Annotated in this window: 17 protein-coding genes; 13 read left to right on the top strand and 4 right to left on the bottom strand. The window is 49.1% G+C overall.

The genetic code is table 11. From position 1 onward, the window contains the following. The first annotated feature begins 21 nt into the window (after positions 1-21). On the top strand, positions 22-2,040 hold the full coding sequence (gene tkt / locus EYQ01_02435; GenBank protein HIE64672.1) for a transketolase: 2,019 nt from the start codon (positions 22-24) through the stop codon (positions 2,038-2,040). A gap of 106 nt (positions 2,041-2,146) precedes the next feature. On the opposite strand, the gene EYQ01_02440 is transcribed toward tkt, so the two are convergent. From EYQ01_02440 to EYQ01_02455, 4 genes are all read right to left on the bottom strand, one after another. Next, complete coding sequence (locus EYQ01_02440; protein HIE64673.1) at positions 2,147-2,425, bottom strand: peptidylprolyl isomerase; 279 nt, start codon at positions 2,423-2,425, stop codon at positions 2,147-2,149. Positions 2,426-2,515: 90 nt separating this feature from the next. After that, positions 2,516-3,004: a GAF domain-containing protein gene (locus EYQ01_02445; protein ID HIE64674.1), complete on the bottom strand. Its 489-nt coding sequence runs from the start codon at positions 3,002-3,004 to the stop codon at positions 2,516-2,518. After that, positions 2,967-4,136 (bottom strand): HDOD domain-containing protein, encoded by a 1,170-nt coding sequence (locus EYQ01_02450; protein HIE64675.1) that lies wholly within the window; start codon positions 4,134-4,136, stop codon positions 2,967-2,969. The genes EYQ01_02445 and EYQ01_02450 overlap by 38 nt, the downstream gene beginning before the upstream one ends. 533 nt (positions 4,137-4,669) lie before the next feature. After that, the gene (locus tag EYQ01_02455) at positions 4,670-5,119 is read right to left on the bottom strand and encodes a hypothetical protein (protein HIE64676.1); all 450 of its coding nucleotides are present in this window, start codon (positions 5,117-5,119) and stop codon (positions 4,670-4,672) included. Positions 5,120-5,351: 232 nt separating this feature from the next. On the opposite strand from EYQ01_02455, the gene argF reads away from it, so the two are divergent. The 12 genes from argF (at position 5,352) to EYQ01_02515 (ending at position 16,967) form a co-directional block, all read left to right on the top strand. After that, positions 5,352-6,269 (top strand): ornithine carbamoyltransferase, encoded by a 918-nt coding sequence (gene argF / locus EYQ01_02460; GenBank protein HIE64677.1) that lies wholly within the window; start codon positions 5,352-5,354, stop codon positions 6,267-6,269. Further along, positions 6,256-7,464, top strand: a complete 1,209-nt coding sequence (locus tag EYQ01_02465) for an argininosuccinate synthase (protein HIE64678.1) — start codon at positions 6,256-6,258, stop codon at positions 7,462-7,464. The genes argF and EYQ01_02465 overlap by 14 nt, the downstream gene beginning before the upstream one ends. A 247-nt stretch (positions 7,465-7,711) precedes the next feature. Beyond that, on the top strand, positions 7,712-9,106 hold the full coding sequence (gene argH, locus EYQ01_02470; GenBank protein ID HIE64679.1) for an argininosuccinate lyase: 1,395 nt from the start codon (positions 7,712-7,714) through the stop codon (positions 9,104-9,106). A 219-nt stretch (positions 9,107-9,325) separates the two neighbouring features. Then, entirely contained in the window at positions 9,326-10,591 is a 1,266-nt protein-coding gene (gene lysA, locus EYQ01_02475) for a diaminopimelate decarboxylase (GenBank protein ID HIE64680.1), read from the top strand. A gap of 11 nt (positions 10,592-10,602) precedes the next feature. Next, on the top strand, positions 10,603-11,013 hold the full coding sequence (locus tag EYQ01_02480; GenBank protein ID HIE64681.1) for a hypothetical protein: 411 nt from the start codon (positions 10,603-10,605) through the stop codon (positions 11,011-11,013). Then, entirely contained in the window at positions 11,010-11,843 is an 834-nt protein-coding gene (locus tag EYQ01_02485; protein HIE64682.1) for a diaminopimelate epimerase, read from the top strand. The genes EYQ01_02480 and EYQ01_02485 overlap by 4 nt, the downstream gene beginning before the upstream one ends. Positions 11,844-11,851: 8 nt before the next feature. Beyond that, positions 11,852-12,724 carry a 4-hydroxy-tetrahydrodipicolinate synthase gene (locus EYQ01_02490; GenBank protein ID HIE64683.1) on the top strand — a complete coding sequence of 291 codons (873 nt, stop codon included), beginning with the start codon at positions 11,852-11,854 and terminating at the stop codon, positions 12,722-12,724. Positions 12,725-12,773: 49 nt separating this feature from the next. Continuing rightward, positions 12,774-13,574 carry a 4-hydroxy-tetrahydrodipicolinate reductase gene (dapB, locus tag EYQ01_02495; protein ID HIE64684.1) on the top strand — a complete coding sequence of 267 codons (801 nt, stop codon included), beginning with the start codon at positions 12,774-12,776 and terminating at the stop codon, positions 13,572-13,574. Positions 13,575-13,744: 170 nt separating this feature from the next. Further along, positions 13,745-14,917: an LL-diaminopimelate aminotransferase gene (locus EYQ01_02500; GenBank protein HIE64685.1), complete on the top strand. Its 1,173-nt coding sequence runs from the start codon at positions 13,745-13,747 to the stop codon at positions 14,915-14,917. Continuing rightward, complete coding sequence (gene folK / locus EYQ01_02505) at positions 14,910-15,488, top strand: 2-amino-4-hydroxy-6-hydroxymethyldihydropteridine diphosphokinase (GenBank protein HIE64686.1); 579 nt, start codon at positions 14,910-14,912, stop codon at positions 15,486-15,488. The genes EYQ01_02500 and folK overlap by 8 nt, the downstream gene beginning before the upstream one ends. Continuing rightward, complete coding sequence (locus EYQ01_02510; protein ID HIE64687.1) at positions 15,467-16,168, top strand: deoxynucleoside kinase; 702 nt, start codon at positions 15,467-15,469, stop codon at positions 16,166-16,168. The genes folK and EYQ01_02510 overlap by 22 nt, the downstream gene beginning before the upstream one ends. After that, the gene (locus EYQ01_02515) at positions 16,125-16,967 is read left to right on the top strand and encodes a pantoate--beta-alanine ligase (protein ID HIE64688.1); all 843 of its coding nucleotides are present in this window, start codon (positions 16,125-16,127) and stop codon (positions 16,965-16,967) included. The genes EYQ01_02510 and EYQ01_02515 overlap by 44 nt, the downstream gene beginning before the upstream one ends. Positions 16,968-17,442 lie beyond the last annotated feature (475 nt).

The following is a 17,442-nucleotide window of genomic DNA, read 5'->3' on the forward strand; positions in this document are numbered from 1 at the left end:
CTTATAATATGGAGAGAACAAATGAGCAGTAAGGGGAAAGATCTTGACCTACTTTGTATGAATACCATCCGAATGTTGGCAGTCGATGCGGTACAGAAGGCAAACTCAGGACATCCGGGGACGCCAATGGGCCTGGCACCCCTGGCCTACCTGCTCTGGACCCGCTTTCTAAAGCATAATCCACACAATCCGGAATGGCCGGACCGTGATCGTTTTATTTTATCCGCCGGGCACGCCTCGATGCTTCTTTACAGCCTTCTTCATCTGACCGGATATGATCTTCCCCTGGAAGAGATTGTTCGCTTTCGCCAGTGGGGGAGCAAGACACCGGGACATCCGGAATACAGGCATACCCCTGGGGTAGAGACGACGACTGGACCCTTGGGACAGGGCCTGACGAACGGAGTCGGCATGGCCATCACCGAGCGCTTGCTTGCAACACGTTTCAATCGGCCTGATTTTAACATTGTCAATCATATCACCTACGTTATCGCGGGAGATGGTGATCTCATGGAAGGAATCTCCTCGGAAGCAGCCTCGCTGGCGGGAAATCTTAAACTCGGAAAGCTAATCTGTTTTTATGATGATAACCGAATTACGATAGAAGGGAGTACTGACCTCGCCTTTACAGAAGATGTCGCAAAGCGTTTTGAGGCCTATGGATGGCAGGTCCTTCGCGTCGGAGGAGATTCCAGTGATCTTGAGGCCCTTTCAGGGGCTATTTGTTCAGCACAGGACAAGACAGAGGTCCCTTCCTTGATTATTGTCCGCACCGAGATTGGTTATGGGAGCCCGAATCGCCAGGGTACAGCCAGGGCCCATGGAGAAGCCTTGGGTGTCGAAGAAGTGAAATTGACCAAAGAGAATCTCGGCTGGCCTCTTGAGCCTAAATTTTATGTTCCTGAAGAAGCCCGGGCCCACTTCCGCCTGTGTGTTGATAAGGGCCGCGAGCAAGAAAGGGAGTGGCAAAAAAAATGGGAGGACTACATGGCCCACTACCCTGATTTGGGGAAGGAATTTCTCCAGGTGATGCAGGGTGATTGTCCATCAGGCTGGGACAGTGCAATTTCAAGCTTCAAACCAGAAGAGCCCGTAGCAACCCGAGGGGCTTCAGGAACCATCTTGAACGCTATTGCGCAAGAGATTCCCACGCTGATCGGGGGTTCTGCCGATCTGGCCCCCTCCAACAATACAAACCTCAAGGGATTTGGGGATATCAACGGGGATGATTTTAGTGGGCGGAATCTCCATTTTGGTGTCCGTGAGCATGCGATGGGAGGGATAATGAACGGCATGGCCCTTCATGGAGGGGTCATTCCCTATGGGGGGACCTTCCTTGTCTTTTCAGACTACATGAAGCCTTCTATGCGCCTGGCCGCCCTGATGAAACTTCGGGTGATTTATGTCTTTACACATGACAGCATCGGATTGGGAGAAGACGGCCCGACCCATCAACCGATAGAACAGATGGCCGGACTCAGGGCGATACCGAATTTGACCCTGATCCGGCCGGCCGATGCAATGGAAGCGGCAGTGGCCTGGCGCCTAGCAATTAACCGTCGCGAAGGACCGGTTGCGCTGATTCTTACGCGTCAAAAACTGCCGGTTTTTGATCGAAGCCAGTATGCATCAGCTGATCTCGTTGAAAAGGGGGCCTATGTCCTGGCAGAAAGTGGTTCCGGTGTCCCGGATATCATCTTGATTGCTACCGGTTCAGAGGTTCATCTGGCCCTGGAGGCGGGTCAAAGGCTTGAAGTAGAAGGGAAGTCCGTCCGTGTCGTCAGCATGCCGAGTTGGGAGCTGTTTGAAGAACAGCCGGCAGAGTATCAAAGGACCGTGATTCCTGAATCAGGTCCCCCTTGCCTAGCAATCGAGGCCGCGGCGACCCAGGGTTGGCATCGCTATGTCGGAAAACGGGGGGGTGTGATCGGGATTGATCACTTTGGCGCATCGGCTCCTATCGCGACCCTTATGAAGGAATTCGGGTTCTCGGTGGAGAACGTCGTAGACCGGGCGCATGCGCTTCTTGGGAAGGAATGAGATAAGTACTTAGAGAATTACTTAAAACTATCACCCTAAACAGATGATAAAAAAGAACTTTAATAGGGGCGAACATGCGGGTTCGCCCCTATTTTGTTCCCGGAGATTATTCTGATCGACTGGTGATTTCGATCAGGTGAAAACCAAAGCTTGTTTTGACCGGGCCATGAACTTTACCGACTTCGGAATTAAAGACAACCTGGTCAAACTCGGGAACCATTTGCCCTGGTGAAAACTCACCCAAATCACCGCCACTTTTCCCGGAAGGGCAGGATGAATGTTTGGCCGCCGCTTCTGAAAAATCGAGCCCCTCTGCAATTTCAGCTTTTATGGTATTGCAGGCTTCTTCTGAATCGACCAATATGTGCCGCGCACTTGCTTTCATAAGTTCTCCTCTTTTTATGGTTTAGAAATAGCTTGAAATTTCTTATGGATCTGGACCAAAGAACCCGAAGGTCCAACTGTGCAGCTGGGCTTATTTTCCGGAGACAGATATTCGCTCCAAGGCAATATTAGCCTGAATTGCGAAGTGCTGAAACGCCTGATATTCTTCCTGGGTAATCGTATGTTTTGACAATGCCTTATCCGCATAAAATAAGCCAATGATATTCCCATGGGCATGGATGGGACTCACCACGAACGCGTTCGTATCAATAAGGCTTAGAAAGTTGTCGGACAGAAGCGACCGGACTTTTTCTTCATGGACATCCTCAACAAAGACCGGCTGATTGTTGGCATAGCCTCTGATGAAGACATCGTCGCCTGACCCAATCTTTAGAGACAGACGCTCGGCCACATCTTGAGCTTTTGGACCCATGCCGTAGTTGCCCGTAAATTTTGTCTTCCCTGGATCACAAAAGGCCAATATCGCCCGATCAAAACCAATCCCTCGGTGGATTCCCTCAAGAATCGCATTAAAAATTATATTAATATCTTTTGTCCCTATAAAGATGACTAGAAATATCGCGAAGAAACTTCAGTTGAAGCGAGTCTTTGTTCGTATCGTTTTCATGTGGTTCCAGTGAAGGTTGATTCTCTAATTCCTCTGTCGATGAAGTTTTACATTCTTCTGGGTCAGGGTTTTGGGTAGTCCGGACCTTTTCCTCTTCTTCTTCTTCTTCTGCATTCTCATAGGTTTCAAATGTTCGCCTCAGACTTCCGAGTAAGTCACGCCTGGAAGGGGTCTCTGATTCGGGAATGGTGGCAGAAGGCCTGAACTTCTCTATCTCAACCCCGAAAGACTCACTGAGCTTCTTGACTTTATTGTAAGCCTTCCTCACGACACGAAATCCCTTTTCCGACCCAATGTTCAGAGAAACCTTGCATTTTTCGAAAATCGCATCTAACTCGTCTTTTGTGCCCTCATCACTGAACAAGTTGCTTGTAATCCGGTTTGCCAGGTATGAGATCGCTTTGATTTGTTCCTGCGGTGTTCGGGCAGGGGAAGACCCAATTTCTTCGGTATCAACAAGAGATTCCACGAGGTCACGAGGGATATTACTCTCTTTCGCCATGGCGATTCCGATTTGATTCATTGAGGTTCCGAGGATCCGCTGTTCTGCCTCCGAAGCTGGCAAACCTAATGTCTCCATCAAATTCTGAATCTTGATATGTTCTTCCGGTAGGTAGTAGGCGAGAGAAATGGGTCCCAGATTATACAAGATAGCCGTGGTGAAAACCTGATCTGCGTCAGGATGATGAAGGTCTTCAGCAAACTCCTGAGCCAGGGTCGCCGCAGTCAAGGTCCCTGCAATAATTTTTTTCAAATCAACCTTCGGGTGGTTTTTTTCAAATAATTCAACAAAAGACAAGCTGAGGCTGATGTCCCGAATCGTGTCCAAACCAAGAACCGTGACGGCTGTTGAAATGCTCGATATTTCTCCCATCGGGTGGCTATAGAGAGCGGAATTAACAACCCTTAGAACCTTGACTGCAAATCCTTCATCCTGAATGATAATTCTGGCCACATCCCTAGCACCAGAGACCCTGTCTTCAGAAGCTCTCAATACGAGGAGCGCTGTATTCCGAAGAACCGGTAGGTCCCCGCAATCGCGAACTCGTTTTTTTAATGTTTGAATAAGATCAGGAAGAGGCATCCGCAGATATATATATCGTCTGCAATGTTTTTGCAAGGTCTTCTAGATGGATAAGGATGAAGGATACGATCGTAATGAGTTCCACGATATCTTGGTTCTCCACGGAACGCTTTTATCAAACGAAATGTCCCGCACCAATTCCTCGCTTCTTTGCGATCCTCTGAGATAAAGTCAATAATTTGCTTGACACAATATATTGTGTGGGGCAAGGAAAGGTCACTATGATCATTATTTGGGCAAAGCGTTGATCAACCGGTGTTTTAAGGGAAAGGTACCGGTTTCGGGAGGATATCCACAGACTATGCACAAGAACTGTGTATAAAAAAACAGAGCTTTAAAAACCCTTAAGTGCAATAATAGTCTATTATTATCATGGGGTTGAATTATAAATACCTATAAATTTCCTTTGGACAATCAAACTTATCGTGCCTTTCTCAACATCTTCATATTAATCAATGGATTATGACCTGAAGCCCAGAAAACCATTAGAATACACTAATAAAAAAGGGGTGAGAAACCTCGCGACCAAAGACCTAGTGTGATCCGCCGCGTCCTCTGCCGCGACCCCTTCCTCGGCCTCTCCCTTTATCATGGCCTCGTCTTTTGCCGCGGTGTTTCTTCCAGAGTTTTCCCGGAACCTTGGTCTGAACAATCCCTTCCCATGGACCCCGGAAGTGTGTCGCCAGTTCCCAATGACCTCCGGAGAAGCGAAAATAAAAATCATCAAAGTAGTAAACATCGACTAAATCTGCCACCATGTAGACCCCGAGGAGGGAGCTGAATACGAGGTCGATACCATGATTATGGCGGTGCCGGTGTCCATGTTTGGGCGCATGCGGGATGATGATGTGGCCCCCAGGATTTACCCTGACCATACGGCGTGTCGGGAACACAACAATGTCATCCGAGTCTCTCAATACAATACAGCCAAACATCCCGCTGGATAAAGTCATTAGGACGATAACGATCGCAATATTTCTCAACGGACTCTCCTTTAGGTAATAAATGCTTCCCTTATTTCTTTTATTATACCGATCTTTTACGGTTTCTGTGCTTCAAAATATTAGCATAATATCTAGATGATGTAAAATTTGTGATTAAATGTTCCTTGTTTTTACCTCAAGATTTAATGTTGAACCCTTGCCAAGCGCTTGTATTGCTTACCGGGCGGACTCTATGATATAAAAAGGCTTTTTTTTAGGATGGAGTGGACAGATGCCAACATGTGATCTTCTGAGTCTGAGCTCGATCACAATCAAGGAGATTGGTTGCCTGATGGAACGGACATCGGTTTTTAAGGTGGGCAGGCCTCTGCATCCCCTCACGGGCCGGTCGGTCGGGCTTCTTTTTGAAAAATCTTCCACGAGAACACGGGTCTCTTTTGAGGTAGCGGTCTGGCGGCTCGGGGGCCTCCCGATCTTTCTCTCCTTTGACGATATACAGATCAAACGGGGAGAGACGATTGCGGATACGGCACGTGTCCTATCGGGCTATCTGGACGCATTGGTAATTCGTACTTATGAGCAGGAAAAGCTGGAGGAGTGGCGCGACAATGCGGCCATTCCCGTCATCAACGGGTTGACCGATCTGCATCATCCCTGTCAGATCCTCGCCGATCTCTTCACCATAAAAGAAAGAAAGGGAGAACTGAAGGGACTGAAACTGGTCTATGTGGGGGATGGAAATAATATCGCTCATTCCCTCTTGGAGGGGGGCGCAACGGTTGGGATGGAGGTTGTCATCGCTTCGCCCAGGGCTTACAGGCCGGATCTGAACGTTGTAGAATCGGCGAGGATCACGGCGAAGAAGTCTGGCGGATCAATTTCGATTCTGGAGGATCCCATCGCGGCGGTCGAGGGGGCCGACATGATCTACACCGATGTCTGGGTTTCAATGGGGCAAGAAGCGGAGCGAAAAAAGAGGCTCAAGGCATTAAAACCTTACCAAGTGAATAAAAAATTATTGGCAGAGGCAAAGACCGATGTCATGGTCATGCATTGTCTCCCAGCCCATCGGGGTGAAGAGATTACTGAGGAGGTTATGGAGGATTATCGTTCGCTTATATTTGAGCAGGCTGCAAACCGGCTTCCGATGCAGCAGGCCATTCTGGAGAGGTGTATTGGAAAAAAATAAGAAGATCAATAAGGTGGTTCTGGCCTATTCCGGCGGATTGGACACCTCAGTCATCATCACTTGGTTGAAGGAACAATATGGATGTCAGGTCATTGCTTTTTGTGCCGATCTTGGCCAGGGAGAAGATCTTGCGGAAGTCGAGAAGAAGGCAAAAAGAACTGGTGCGAGCAAGGTTGTGATTACCGATCTGAGGGAGGTTTTTGCAAAGGAATATATTTTCCCAATGCTTCGGGCCAATGCGGTTTATGAAGGAACTTACCTGCTGGGGACAGCGATTGCCCGCCCTCTGATTGCAAAAAAGCAGATGGAGATCGCAAAAAAATATGGGGCCGAAGGCGTCTCTCACGGTGCGACCGGAAAAGGAAACGACCAAGTCCGCTTCGAGTTGAGTTATCTCTCTATTGACCCGAATATTGAGATTATTGCCCCCTGGCGTGATTGGGAATTTGAATCCCGATCCGATCTAATGGCCTATGCCAAACGTCATAAGATTCCCGTAACGGCGACGATCAAAAAACCGTATAGCATAGATAGTAATCTCTTTCATACCAGCTATGAGGGCGGAATTCTGGAAGATCCCTGGATGGAACCGCCTGAGTCTATGTTTATGATGACAACCGCCCCGGAAAATGCTCCGGACAAGCCGGTCTGTCTTGAAATTGGGTTCAGAGAGGGGAATCCTGTTTCAATTGATGGAAAACGATATTCTCCCGGAAAACTCATTGCGGAATTGAACCGGATTGGGGGACGTCATGGCATAGGACGCGTTGATCTGGTAGAAAACAGATATGTCGGGATGAAGTCAAGAGGGGTGTATGAGACGCCAGGCGGGACTATTCTCCATGCCGCCCATCGTGCGGTGGAGTCTTTGACCCTTGATCGAGAAGTCCTACATCTACGTGATAGCCTTATTTCGCAATATGCCGAGATCATTTATTACGGGTATTGGTTCTCGCCGGAACGGGAACTGCTACAGACCTTCTTTGATCGTGCCCAGGAAGGGGTGACCGGCGTGGCACGACTTAAACTATACAAGGGAAGCCTCACCCTTATTGGAAGGAAAGCGCCTCGTTCTCTCTATAGCAAAGCCATATCAACCTTTGAAAAAGATACCTGTTACGTCCAGAAAGATGCGGAAGGCTTTATCCGATTGAATGCCCTTCGGTTAAAATTGCCGTCCCGGAGGAAGCATTGATTAAGTCTGGTTGAATTTTACAGAAGATAAAATGTTGCGATTTAAGGCCAAAAATGCATAAAATAGCCTGCTATTTTCAAGGTTTGCAACGCAGAAGCGAGACATTTTAGCCCTGAAAAGACAATTCATGACTTATTCAGAGCTTTCTTAAGCAGCGGCCCGATGAAAGAACCTCGTGCAAAAGGGAACAAAAAGAAAGTCCAGTAAGTCAAAGACTGTCACAAAGAATCTCAGTCAATGGAAAAATGTGGCCTGGGAGGGGCGGTTTACAGAGGCCGTCGATTCGGATGTTGCCGCCTTTACTTCATCTTTTGCTTTTGATCGATGCCTATATCTATATGATATTGAAGGAAGTATTGCCCATACAGAAGGACTCGTTCGTGCTGGTCTTTTGACCCCGGCAGAGAAAAAGCGCTTGGTGAAGGGGCTTAAAGCGATTCGTTCGGAGATGGCAGAAGAGACTGAGACAGTCAAAGCGGGGACATCCCAGGACGAAGATATTCATATGCATATCGAGCGGCGTCTTGTCGAGAAGGTTGGGGAGCTGGGGGGGAAACTGCACACCGGCCGAAGCCGGAATGACCAGGTTGCCCTTGATCTCAGGCTCTATCTTCGTACAGAGATTGAACAAATTGTGGGACAAATTGTTGCACTTCAAAAAAACCTGGTTGTCCAGGCGGAGGAACATATCAACACGGTCGTGCCTGGCTATACCCACCTTCAACGCGCCCAGCCTATTTCTCTGGCGCATACCTTCCTCGCCTATTATGAGATGCTGGAACGGGACAGGACTCGTCTTCTCGATGGCCTGAAGCGCTTAAACCAGATGCCGCTGGGGGCCGGTGCGCTGGCCGGAAATAGCTTCTCGATAGACCGTATGCATGTGGCCCGCTTATTGGGTTTCTCGCAGGTTACGGCAAACAGCCTTGATACGGTGAGCGACCGGGATTTTGTCACGGAATTTCTTTCTAACGCCTCGATACTCATGATGCATCTCTCCCGCTGGGCGGAAGACTGGATTCTCTGGGCCTCAATGGAATTTGGTTTTATAGATCTTCCCGACCGCTATTGCACCGGAAGCAGCATGATGCCCCAGAAGAAAAATCCGGATCTCCTTGAATTGATCCGTGGAAAGACGGGGAGAGTCTATGGCGCGCTACTCACCCTGTTGACGGTCCTAAAGGGACTTCCCTTGTCGTACAACCGGGATCTCCAGGAAGATAAAGAACCCCTTTTTAATACGGTGGTAACCCTCCGAAGTGCACTCCGAATCATGACAGATCTAACGAAAGGGGTTCGGTTTAACGATACAAAAATGAGGGCAGCGACTGAAGAGGGTTCCCTTCTGGCAACGGATCTGGCCGATTATCTTGTTGAAAAGGGCCTTCCATTTCGTCAGGCTCACCGAGTGAGTGGAAAAATTGTCCTCAAGGCCCTGGAGGAAGGCAAGCCTTTTGAAGGCTGGGCCCTGGAAACCTTTCAAAGTTTTTCCCCATTATTTAAACAGGATCTTTATGGCCGGCTCACCTTCTCGGGCTCCATAGATAAGAAGGGGGGAATCGGCGGCACCTCGCGAAAATCCATCCGGAACGAGATCCGCAAGATTAAGCGAAAGTTCAAAAATGACAAGAATAGAAAATAAGCCTAATAAAACAATATATTACACACTATTTATCCTCATTTTCTTTACCTTTTTAGGGAGCTGCGGTAGAAAAGGGGATCCTGTTCTCCCTGATAATCGCACTCAAATTTCAAATAATTTCCCTTTCAAGTAGACCTTCTTGTGTCTGGCAGAATTGACTGGAGGGAAGGAAGTTGACTATATTGTCGGGGTTTGATTCATAAGTGCAGGAATAGGAGTATGAACGCATTTCGTTATAAAAAAAGTCGGCTTTACTGTGAGGATGTCTCCCTTGAGGCTTTGGCAGAGAAGGTGGGCACCCCTTTCTATGTCTATAGCCATCACACCCTTCGTCGACACATTCTGGCTTACAAAAAGGCCTTTGCCGCGGTTCCTCATTTAATCGCTTTTGCTGTTAAGGCAAACGCGAATATAGCCGTCCTTCGTGTTTTTGCGAATGAGGGTGGAGGAGGAGATATTGTCTCGAGTGGAGAACTGCACCGTGCCTTGAAGGCCGGGATGGACCCGAAAAATCTTGTCTTTGCCGGAGTGGGCAAGACGAGAAAAGAGATGAAAGAAGCCCTTCGGGCCGGAATATTAATGTTTAATGTCGAATCGGCACAGGAACTGGTCGCCCTGGATGAAACGGCCAAGGGGCTCGGCGTGAAGGCCCCCGTGGCGCTTCGTGTGAATCCGGATGTCAATCCCCGGACCCATCCCTACATTTCCACTGGTTTAAAAAAGAGCAAGTTCGGGATTGAAATCATCAAGGCGGAGTCAGAATATCAGACGGCATCCCGGCTCTCTCATATAGAGGTCGTGGGGGTCCATTCCCATATCGGTTCTCAACTGACTCAGGTAAAACCCTTTGTCGATGCCCTGAAACGGCTCTCAAAACTTATTGCCGCGCTTCGAAAACAGGGTCTTGATATTCAATATTGGAACATCGGCGGGGGACTGGGTATTACCTATAACGAGGAAAAGCCCCCTCTGCCGAAAGAGATGGCCGATGCGATCCTCCCGCTCTTGAAGAAGAGCGGCTGCCGGATCATACTGGAACCAGGGCGGTCGCTTGCAGGAAATGCAGGAGTTCTGGTCACCCGTGTGATCTACAACAAGGAGGGGGAGGCGAAAAACTTTCTGGTGGTTGATGCCGGGATGAATGATCTGATCCGCCCGAGTCTTTATAACGCGTACCATGAGCTGCAACCCGTGGTAAAGCGTCGGCGGAAGACCAAAGTGGTCGATGTGGTCGGTCCCATCTGTGAATCGGGCGATTTTCTGGCGCAAGACCGTGTGCTTCCGCAGATGGCCCCGGATGAACTCCTCGCCGTCATGAGCGCGGGGGCCTACAGCTTTACCATGTCGTCCAACTATAATGCCCGGCCCCGTCCTCCTGAAATCCTGGTCCACGGCGATTCATATGATATGGTTCGCAAAAGGGAAACCCTTAAGGATCTGCTTCGCGGAGAATCTATCCCGGCATTTCTGGATCAGAAAAAGTGAGTTATCGCGGTATGGTGCAGACAACGAAGGGTGTTGTCCTTCCGGATAAACCGAAAACGCAAAAAAAGATTAAAGAGGGCCGTGGATTTTTTCTCGCCCTCCTGATCATCAGCGGGATTATAATTCTTTGCATGACCGTCGTCTATTTCAAGGAAAAGGAGATCACGATCTTTACCTTTCAGAGATTTGTGATCAACAAGGCCTTTATGTCTCTCCTCCCGGAAAAATATACCCTCGAAGAGGCTGAGACGGTTCGGATACGTATCTACACTTTTTATGACTCCGCAATGAAGGGAGATGTGAGCGAACAGGAGCTGTTAGAGGTCAGTACACACATCAAGTCGATTCTGGCAGACCAGAAAGTCGAGGATAAGGAGGTTCAATCGCTCCTGGCCCGCATTGATTCCGGAGGTAGAAAATGAAATTTCCAATTTCTTTCTGGAAGATGAACGGCAGCGGGAATGATTTTGTGATGATTGATCATAGAACGGAAATTATCCCTCTAGACGAGATGGCCTCTTTTATTTCCGGGGTTTGTCGTCGGGGTCTTTCAATCGGGGCGGATGGTCTGATTCTGGTGGTCCCTTCCTCAAAGGCAGATTATGGCTGGCACTATTACAACGCGGATGGCGGTGAGGCGGAAATGTGTGCCAATGGAAGCCGTTGTGTCGCCCGCTTTGCATTCCTGAAAGGGATTGCGCCCGCGAAACACACCATTGAGACGCTTGCCGGAATCGTTCAGGCAGAGGTTCTGGGAGAGGAAGGAGAACGTGTGCGAGTCCACCTTCCTGATCCTAAGGATCTCCACCTAAATATCAAAATTGAAGTTCATGAAAAGAAAGAAACCGTACACAGCGTCAATACCACAGTTCCCCATGCGGTCTACTTCGTTGAGGCGACCGACAAGGTGGACCTGATCGATTTAGGAAGCGCAACGCGTTACCATGAACGTTTTGCCCCGCAGGGAACCAATGTGAATTTTATCAGCCCTGAAGGAGATTTTCTGAAAATCAGAACTTATGAACGGGGTGTAGAAAATGAGACCCTGGCCTGTGGAACGGGTGCCGTCGCGGGGGCCGTCATTGCTGCTTCTCTTGGAAAGGCCTTATCGCCGGTAACGCTCTTGACGAAGGGAGGAACGCGCTTGGTTGTGAACTTCACTCAGGACGGAGTTTCGTTCAAAAATGTCTCTCTGGAAGGAGACGCACGTGTCGTTTCCAGGGGAGAAATCACGGAAGATTCCATTTTATGAGGCAGGTTATGTTTAAAGGTTCAATCGTTGCCATTGTGACCCCCATGAAAGATGGAAGGATTGATGAGAAGGCGATGGGTGATCTGGTCGAGTTTCATCTTGATGCCGGCACGAATGGGATTGTTCCCTGCGGGACAACGGGTGAGTCTGCGACCTTAAGTCATGAGGAACACCGCCGTGTCATTGAGCTGTGCATCGAGGTGGTTGGCGGGCATGTCCCTGTTATTGCGGGCACCGGTTCTAATAGTACGGAAGAAGCGATTACCCTCACCCGACATGCCAAGTCCGCCGGTGCGGACGGGGCGCTTCTGATCACGCCCTACTATAATAAACCGATGCAGGAAGGGCTCTTTCGACACTTCAAGACAATCGCGGAAGCGGTCGATATTCCCCAAATTCTCTACAATATCCCCGGTCGGACGGGCGTGAATATGTTGCCTGAAACTGTGGCCCGTCTCACGGCGTTTGAGAATATCGTCGGGATCAAGGAAGGAAGCGGATCAATGCAGCAGATCACTGAGGTGATCCGCCTTTGTGGTGAGCGTTTGACCGTTCTTTCAGGCGATGACGGTATGACCTTGCCCTTGATAGCTATCGGCGGGAAGGGGGCCATCTCAGTGACCGCCAATATTGTTCCCTCCGACATGGCACAGATGACCTCGGCCGCAGGTAGAGGAGATTTTACTGAAGCAAGAAAAATAGATACGAAGCTCTATCCGCTTCATCGTGTTCTGTTCGTCGAAACCAATCCTGTTCCGGTCAAGGCCGCCCTTGCACTGATGGGGAAGTGTGGCAGTGAGGTCCGTCTTCCCCTGAGTCCTCTATCTGAAGAGAGCGTGGGCAAGCTGAAAGGGGCCTTAGTGGACTATGGTCTGGTTTAGTTCTATCGTATCGTCTTGCAAGACGATCACAACCTAAAAAAGGAGATCGATGAAGCTGACAATTTCAGGCGCGGCGGGTCGAATGGGACGTGCCCTACTCGAAAGTCTCTTTGATGAAGAGGATCTGGAGCTGGGATCCGCACTGGAGAAAAAAGGACATCCAGCTGTGGGCCGGGATGCGGGAGAATTGATCGGTATCGGAAAGTGGGGAGTTTCCGTGACGGATCGTATCAAAAAATCTGTGATGGATGGAGAGGTGATAATTGATTTCACCTACCCTCTGGAAACCCTCAAGATGGTACAGGAGGCACAACGCAAAAAAAGACCTATGGTGATCGGGACCACTGGCTTTTTGCGCGATCAAGAAAAAAAAATTAAGGAAGCGGCAAAGAAGATTCCGATTGTCTGGTCCCCAAATATGAGCGTCGGGGTAAATGTCATGCTGAAGCTACTTTCCAACGCGGCCAGTATCCTGGGGGAGGCCTATGATGTTGAGATCATGGAGATCCATCATCGCCACAAAAAAGATGCACCAAGTGGGACCGCGCTTCGAATGGGTGAAACCATTGCCGTTGCGCGGGGGTCAACGCTTACGCGCGCGGCTCGATTTTCACGTCATGGAAAATTCGGGCCAAGAAAGACGGGAGAGATTGGATTTCAAAGCCAGCGCGCAGGTGATGTTGTCGGAGAACATACCGTAGTCTTTGCCGGACCCGGAGAGCGGATTGAGATGACACATCGTGCGCAGAGCCGTAATAATTTTTCGCGCGGGGCGATATTGGCGGCCAAATGGGTGGTCGATCAGCCACCCGGACTATATGACATGATGGATGTTTTAAGTCTGAAATAATGATTTGTTCACCCCTCTCTTATTCCATGCCAGACTTACTCCGGCACTCAAATTCTGCGGTATTGATCCCGCTCTAGTGCCTGCATTCCGGATCAACATATACTGGAACAAGACCGGATTAAACCGAATTGTTGCAATGTTTATAATCTTAAGGAGCGCGTGTGAAAAATATTAGCGTACAACAAGCCGATAGAATAAAGAAACTTCCGCCCTATCTCTTTGCAGCCATTGATAAGATGAAGCAGGAGGCGATTCTCGAGGGAAAGGATATCATTAACCTGGGTGTGGGGGATCCCGACATGCCAACCCCGGCACCGATCATCGAACGCATCAAAAAAGCGGTTGAAGATCCAAGGCACCATCAATACCCAAGCTACAACGGCATGCCCTCCTTCCGACAGGCGGTTTCCGCGTGGTATCGACGCCGCTTCGATGCCACACTGGATCCGGAAACCGAGGTTCTTTCGTTGATCGGATCCAAGGAGGGGGTCGGGCATCTTCCTCTGGCCCTGATCAATCCGGGTGATACCGTCTTGATGACCAGTCCGGGATACCCGGTATATCAATCCGGGACCTTGTTTGCAGGAGGTAAATCGGTCACCGTCCCCCTCAAGAAAGAAAATGGATTTCTCCCGGACCTGGACGCCATCCCTCCCGACGTGGCGAAGGCCGCAAAGTTGTTCTTTGTGAACTATCCCAATAATCCCACCGCGGCAACGGCCGATAAGGCCTTTTTTGAATCTTTGATTGACTTTGCAGACCGCAATCAGGTGATTATCTGTCACGATGCCGCTTACACAGAAATCTACTACGACGGTTTACGGCCTATAGGATTCATGGAGGTGGATGGTGCAAAAGAGGTTGGGATAGAACTGCATTCCCTTTCCAAGACCTATAATATGACGGGTTGGCGGGTCGGGTTTGCTGTCGGGAACAGAGATGTCCTCGCCGCGCTGGGGAAGATTAAGAGCAATCTCGACTCCGGTATTTTCCAAGCAGTGCAAGAGGCCGGGATCGCGGCCCTTGATCTGGACGATTCTCTGCTTGATGTAATTCGGAAAATCTATCAGGAGCGCCGGGACACCCTCGTTCCCGGCCTTCAGAAACTTGGCTTTCAAGTGGATCTACCTGCTGCCGCGTTCTATGCCTGGATTCCGACGCCCAAGGGCGTGTCCTCGTCAGAGATGACAGCGACACTCTTAAAAAAGACGGCCATTGTCACCACACCGGGAAATGGCTTTGGTGATGCAGGGGAAGGCTACATCCGGATGACATTGACCGTCGGGGTAGAGCGCTTGGAAGAAGCGCTCTACCGAATGGAAAAGGCCGACATTTGTGGGTAAGGAGGAGGAACCTGAGGCCCGCGGACCGAGTCTGGATTCTGGTCATCAACCGCGACACCTTGCCTATATCGGCATCGGTTCAAACAAGGAAGATGCCGCCGCCTCCTGTCGCAGGGCAGTCCAGAGACTTGCATCGGTAGATCACATTTGGATCACGAAGGTCTCTTCACTCTATGAAACAGCACCGATGTGTATTCTTGATCAAAACTGGTTTTACAACGCCGTGATCGAGATTGAAACATCGCTCTCTCCCCATCAATTGCTAGACTGTTCTCAGACAATAGAAAGTCAAATCGGGAAGAAGATCGTGATTCCTAAAGGACCTCGGGAGATAGATCTCGACATTCTTTTTTATGATCAAGAGGTCATCAATGAACCGGACTTGATTATCCCTCATCCCTCTATCCCTCTGCGCCGTTTTGTTCTGGTCCCCATGGTTGAGATCGCCTCTGGAATGCGTCATCCTGTCCGTGGTCAGAGTGTTGAGTCACTCTTGAAGAAACTCAATAAAGAAAACGATTTCATGGTGATAAAAAAGGAAGACAGCGGATGGGAAAGGGTGAGGCCTTGAGCGAAAATCGCTTGATCGTCATAGAAGGACCTATTGGTGTTGGTAAGACCAGTCTGGCAAAGCTTCTTTCAAAGGAATTGAATGCGGAACTTCTCATGGAAGACGTGGAAGAAAACCCTTTTCTTCACAAATTCTACCGGGATACTCAAAAATGGGCCTTTCAGACCCAACTGTTCTTCCTCCTCTCCCGCTCCCGTCAACTGGAGACGCTTACTCAACAGAGCCTCTTTTCTCAAGTGACCCTCACCGATTATTTTCTTCCGAAAGATCGCATTTTTGCATACATGAATCTGACAGAAGAAGAGCTTGTTCTCTATGAACAGATCTATAAATTACTGAACATGACAGCACCAAAACCGGACCTGGTTGTGTTTCTTCAGGCAAACACGGAGGCCCTCTTAAAACGAATTAACCATCGGGGAAGGGAATATGAAAAGGCCCTCCACCCGGATTACCTGGCCGGACTCAATGAGGCCTACAACCATTTTTTCTTCTATTATGAAGAGAGTCCCTTACTGGTAATACAAACAGATGATATCGATTTTGTGAAGTATCCAGACGATCTGGCCGACTTGGTGAAACGGATCAAGGAGATGAAAAAAGGCAAAGTCTACTATCATCCCAAACGGATGACGCATGAAGACCATCAAACGCATCAAAACGGTACAAGAAATACTTGAGCGGGCACGTCGCGACCACCGAATCGCATTTGTTCCGACGATGGGAGCCTTTCATGAGGGACATCTTTCCTTAATGCGAAAGGCAAAGCGGCGTGGGGATTTCGTTATTGTTTCACTCTTTGTTAATCCGCTCCAATTTGGCCCCAGCGAGGATTTTCAGATTTACCCCAGGAATCTCCACTCCGACCAAAAGAAAGCAAAGGAATGCGGGGTCGATCTTTTCTGGACCCCCTCTCCCAAAGAGATTTTTCCGCCTCCATATCGAACCTTTATCGAAGTGGAGAAGCTCAGTCAAAGGTGGGAAGGGAAATTACGACCGGGCCATTTTAAGGGGGTAGCAACCATCGTTGTCAAACTTCTGCAGCTTGTATCCCCGAATGATCTCTATCTTGGACAAAAGGATTTCCAACAGATCCGTGTCATTCAACAAATGATTCGTGACCTTCATTTCAAAACTACTGTGCGCCTCGTTCCAACAGTTCGGGAAAGAGATGGGCTCGCGATGAGTTCCAGAAATGTCCGTCTTTCCTCGGCAGACCGTAAGGCAGCGCCAGTCCTTTATCGGGCGCTTCAATCCGCTCAGAAAATGATCCACCAGGGAGAGCGGGATGGAAAGATTATCCTTGAGAAGGCCAAGTCTCTGATCCGCTCTGAGCCGCGTGCCCGAATCGACTATCTGGCCCTCTGTGACCCTGAAACCCTGGATCCGCTCAAGAGCCTTGAGCGGCGTGGCGTCTTCCTTGCCGCCGTGAAGTTCGGAAATGTCCGACTGATCGACAACATCCTCATCAAAATCTAGCAAATCCAAAGAAATAAAAACCTCTCCTCTTATCTGATCCTTCCTGCTTAATGAGACTAGCGTGTGATCCCCGCATTATCTTTATAAAACGGGTAAGAGTTATTCGTAAAATACCCATAAAGAGTTCAAACATCCTGCATAATTTGGGAAACCTGTGATAATTTGAATCCAGGAGGGTGAGCTTATGACGTATTCCAGCATGCGGTGTAAGAAATGCGGTCTTACTCAAATGTCAGCATCGGCCTGCAAGTCCTGCGATGCTCCTATACCCATTCGGCCTTCCGCCTTCGCCCTGTCTTCTGACAAACAGACGAGTCAACCCGCTCCAAAAATGGACATACCTAACAATACGGTGTTACCTCCAGCTTCCCCGTCTCAACAGTCTGAGACGCTTCGCGAGGGTCGGTAATCCTCCCTAAATATAAAGGTGCTCAGAAGTAGAATTTTCCAATATAGTAATTTAGGAGGAGAATCT

The sequence above is a fragment of the Candidatus Manganitrophaceae bacterium genome (genome assembly GCA_012960925.1).
Classification (GTDB): domain Bacteria; phylum Nitrospirota; class Nitrospiria; order SBBL01; family JAADHI01; genus DUAG01.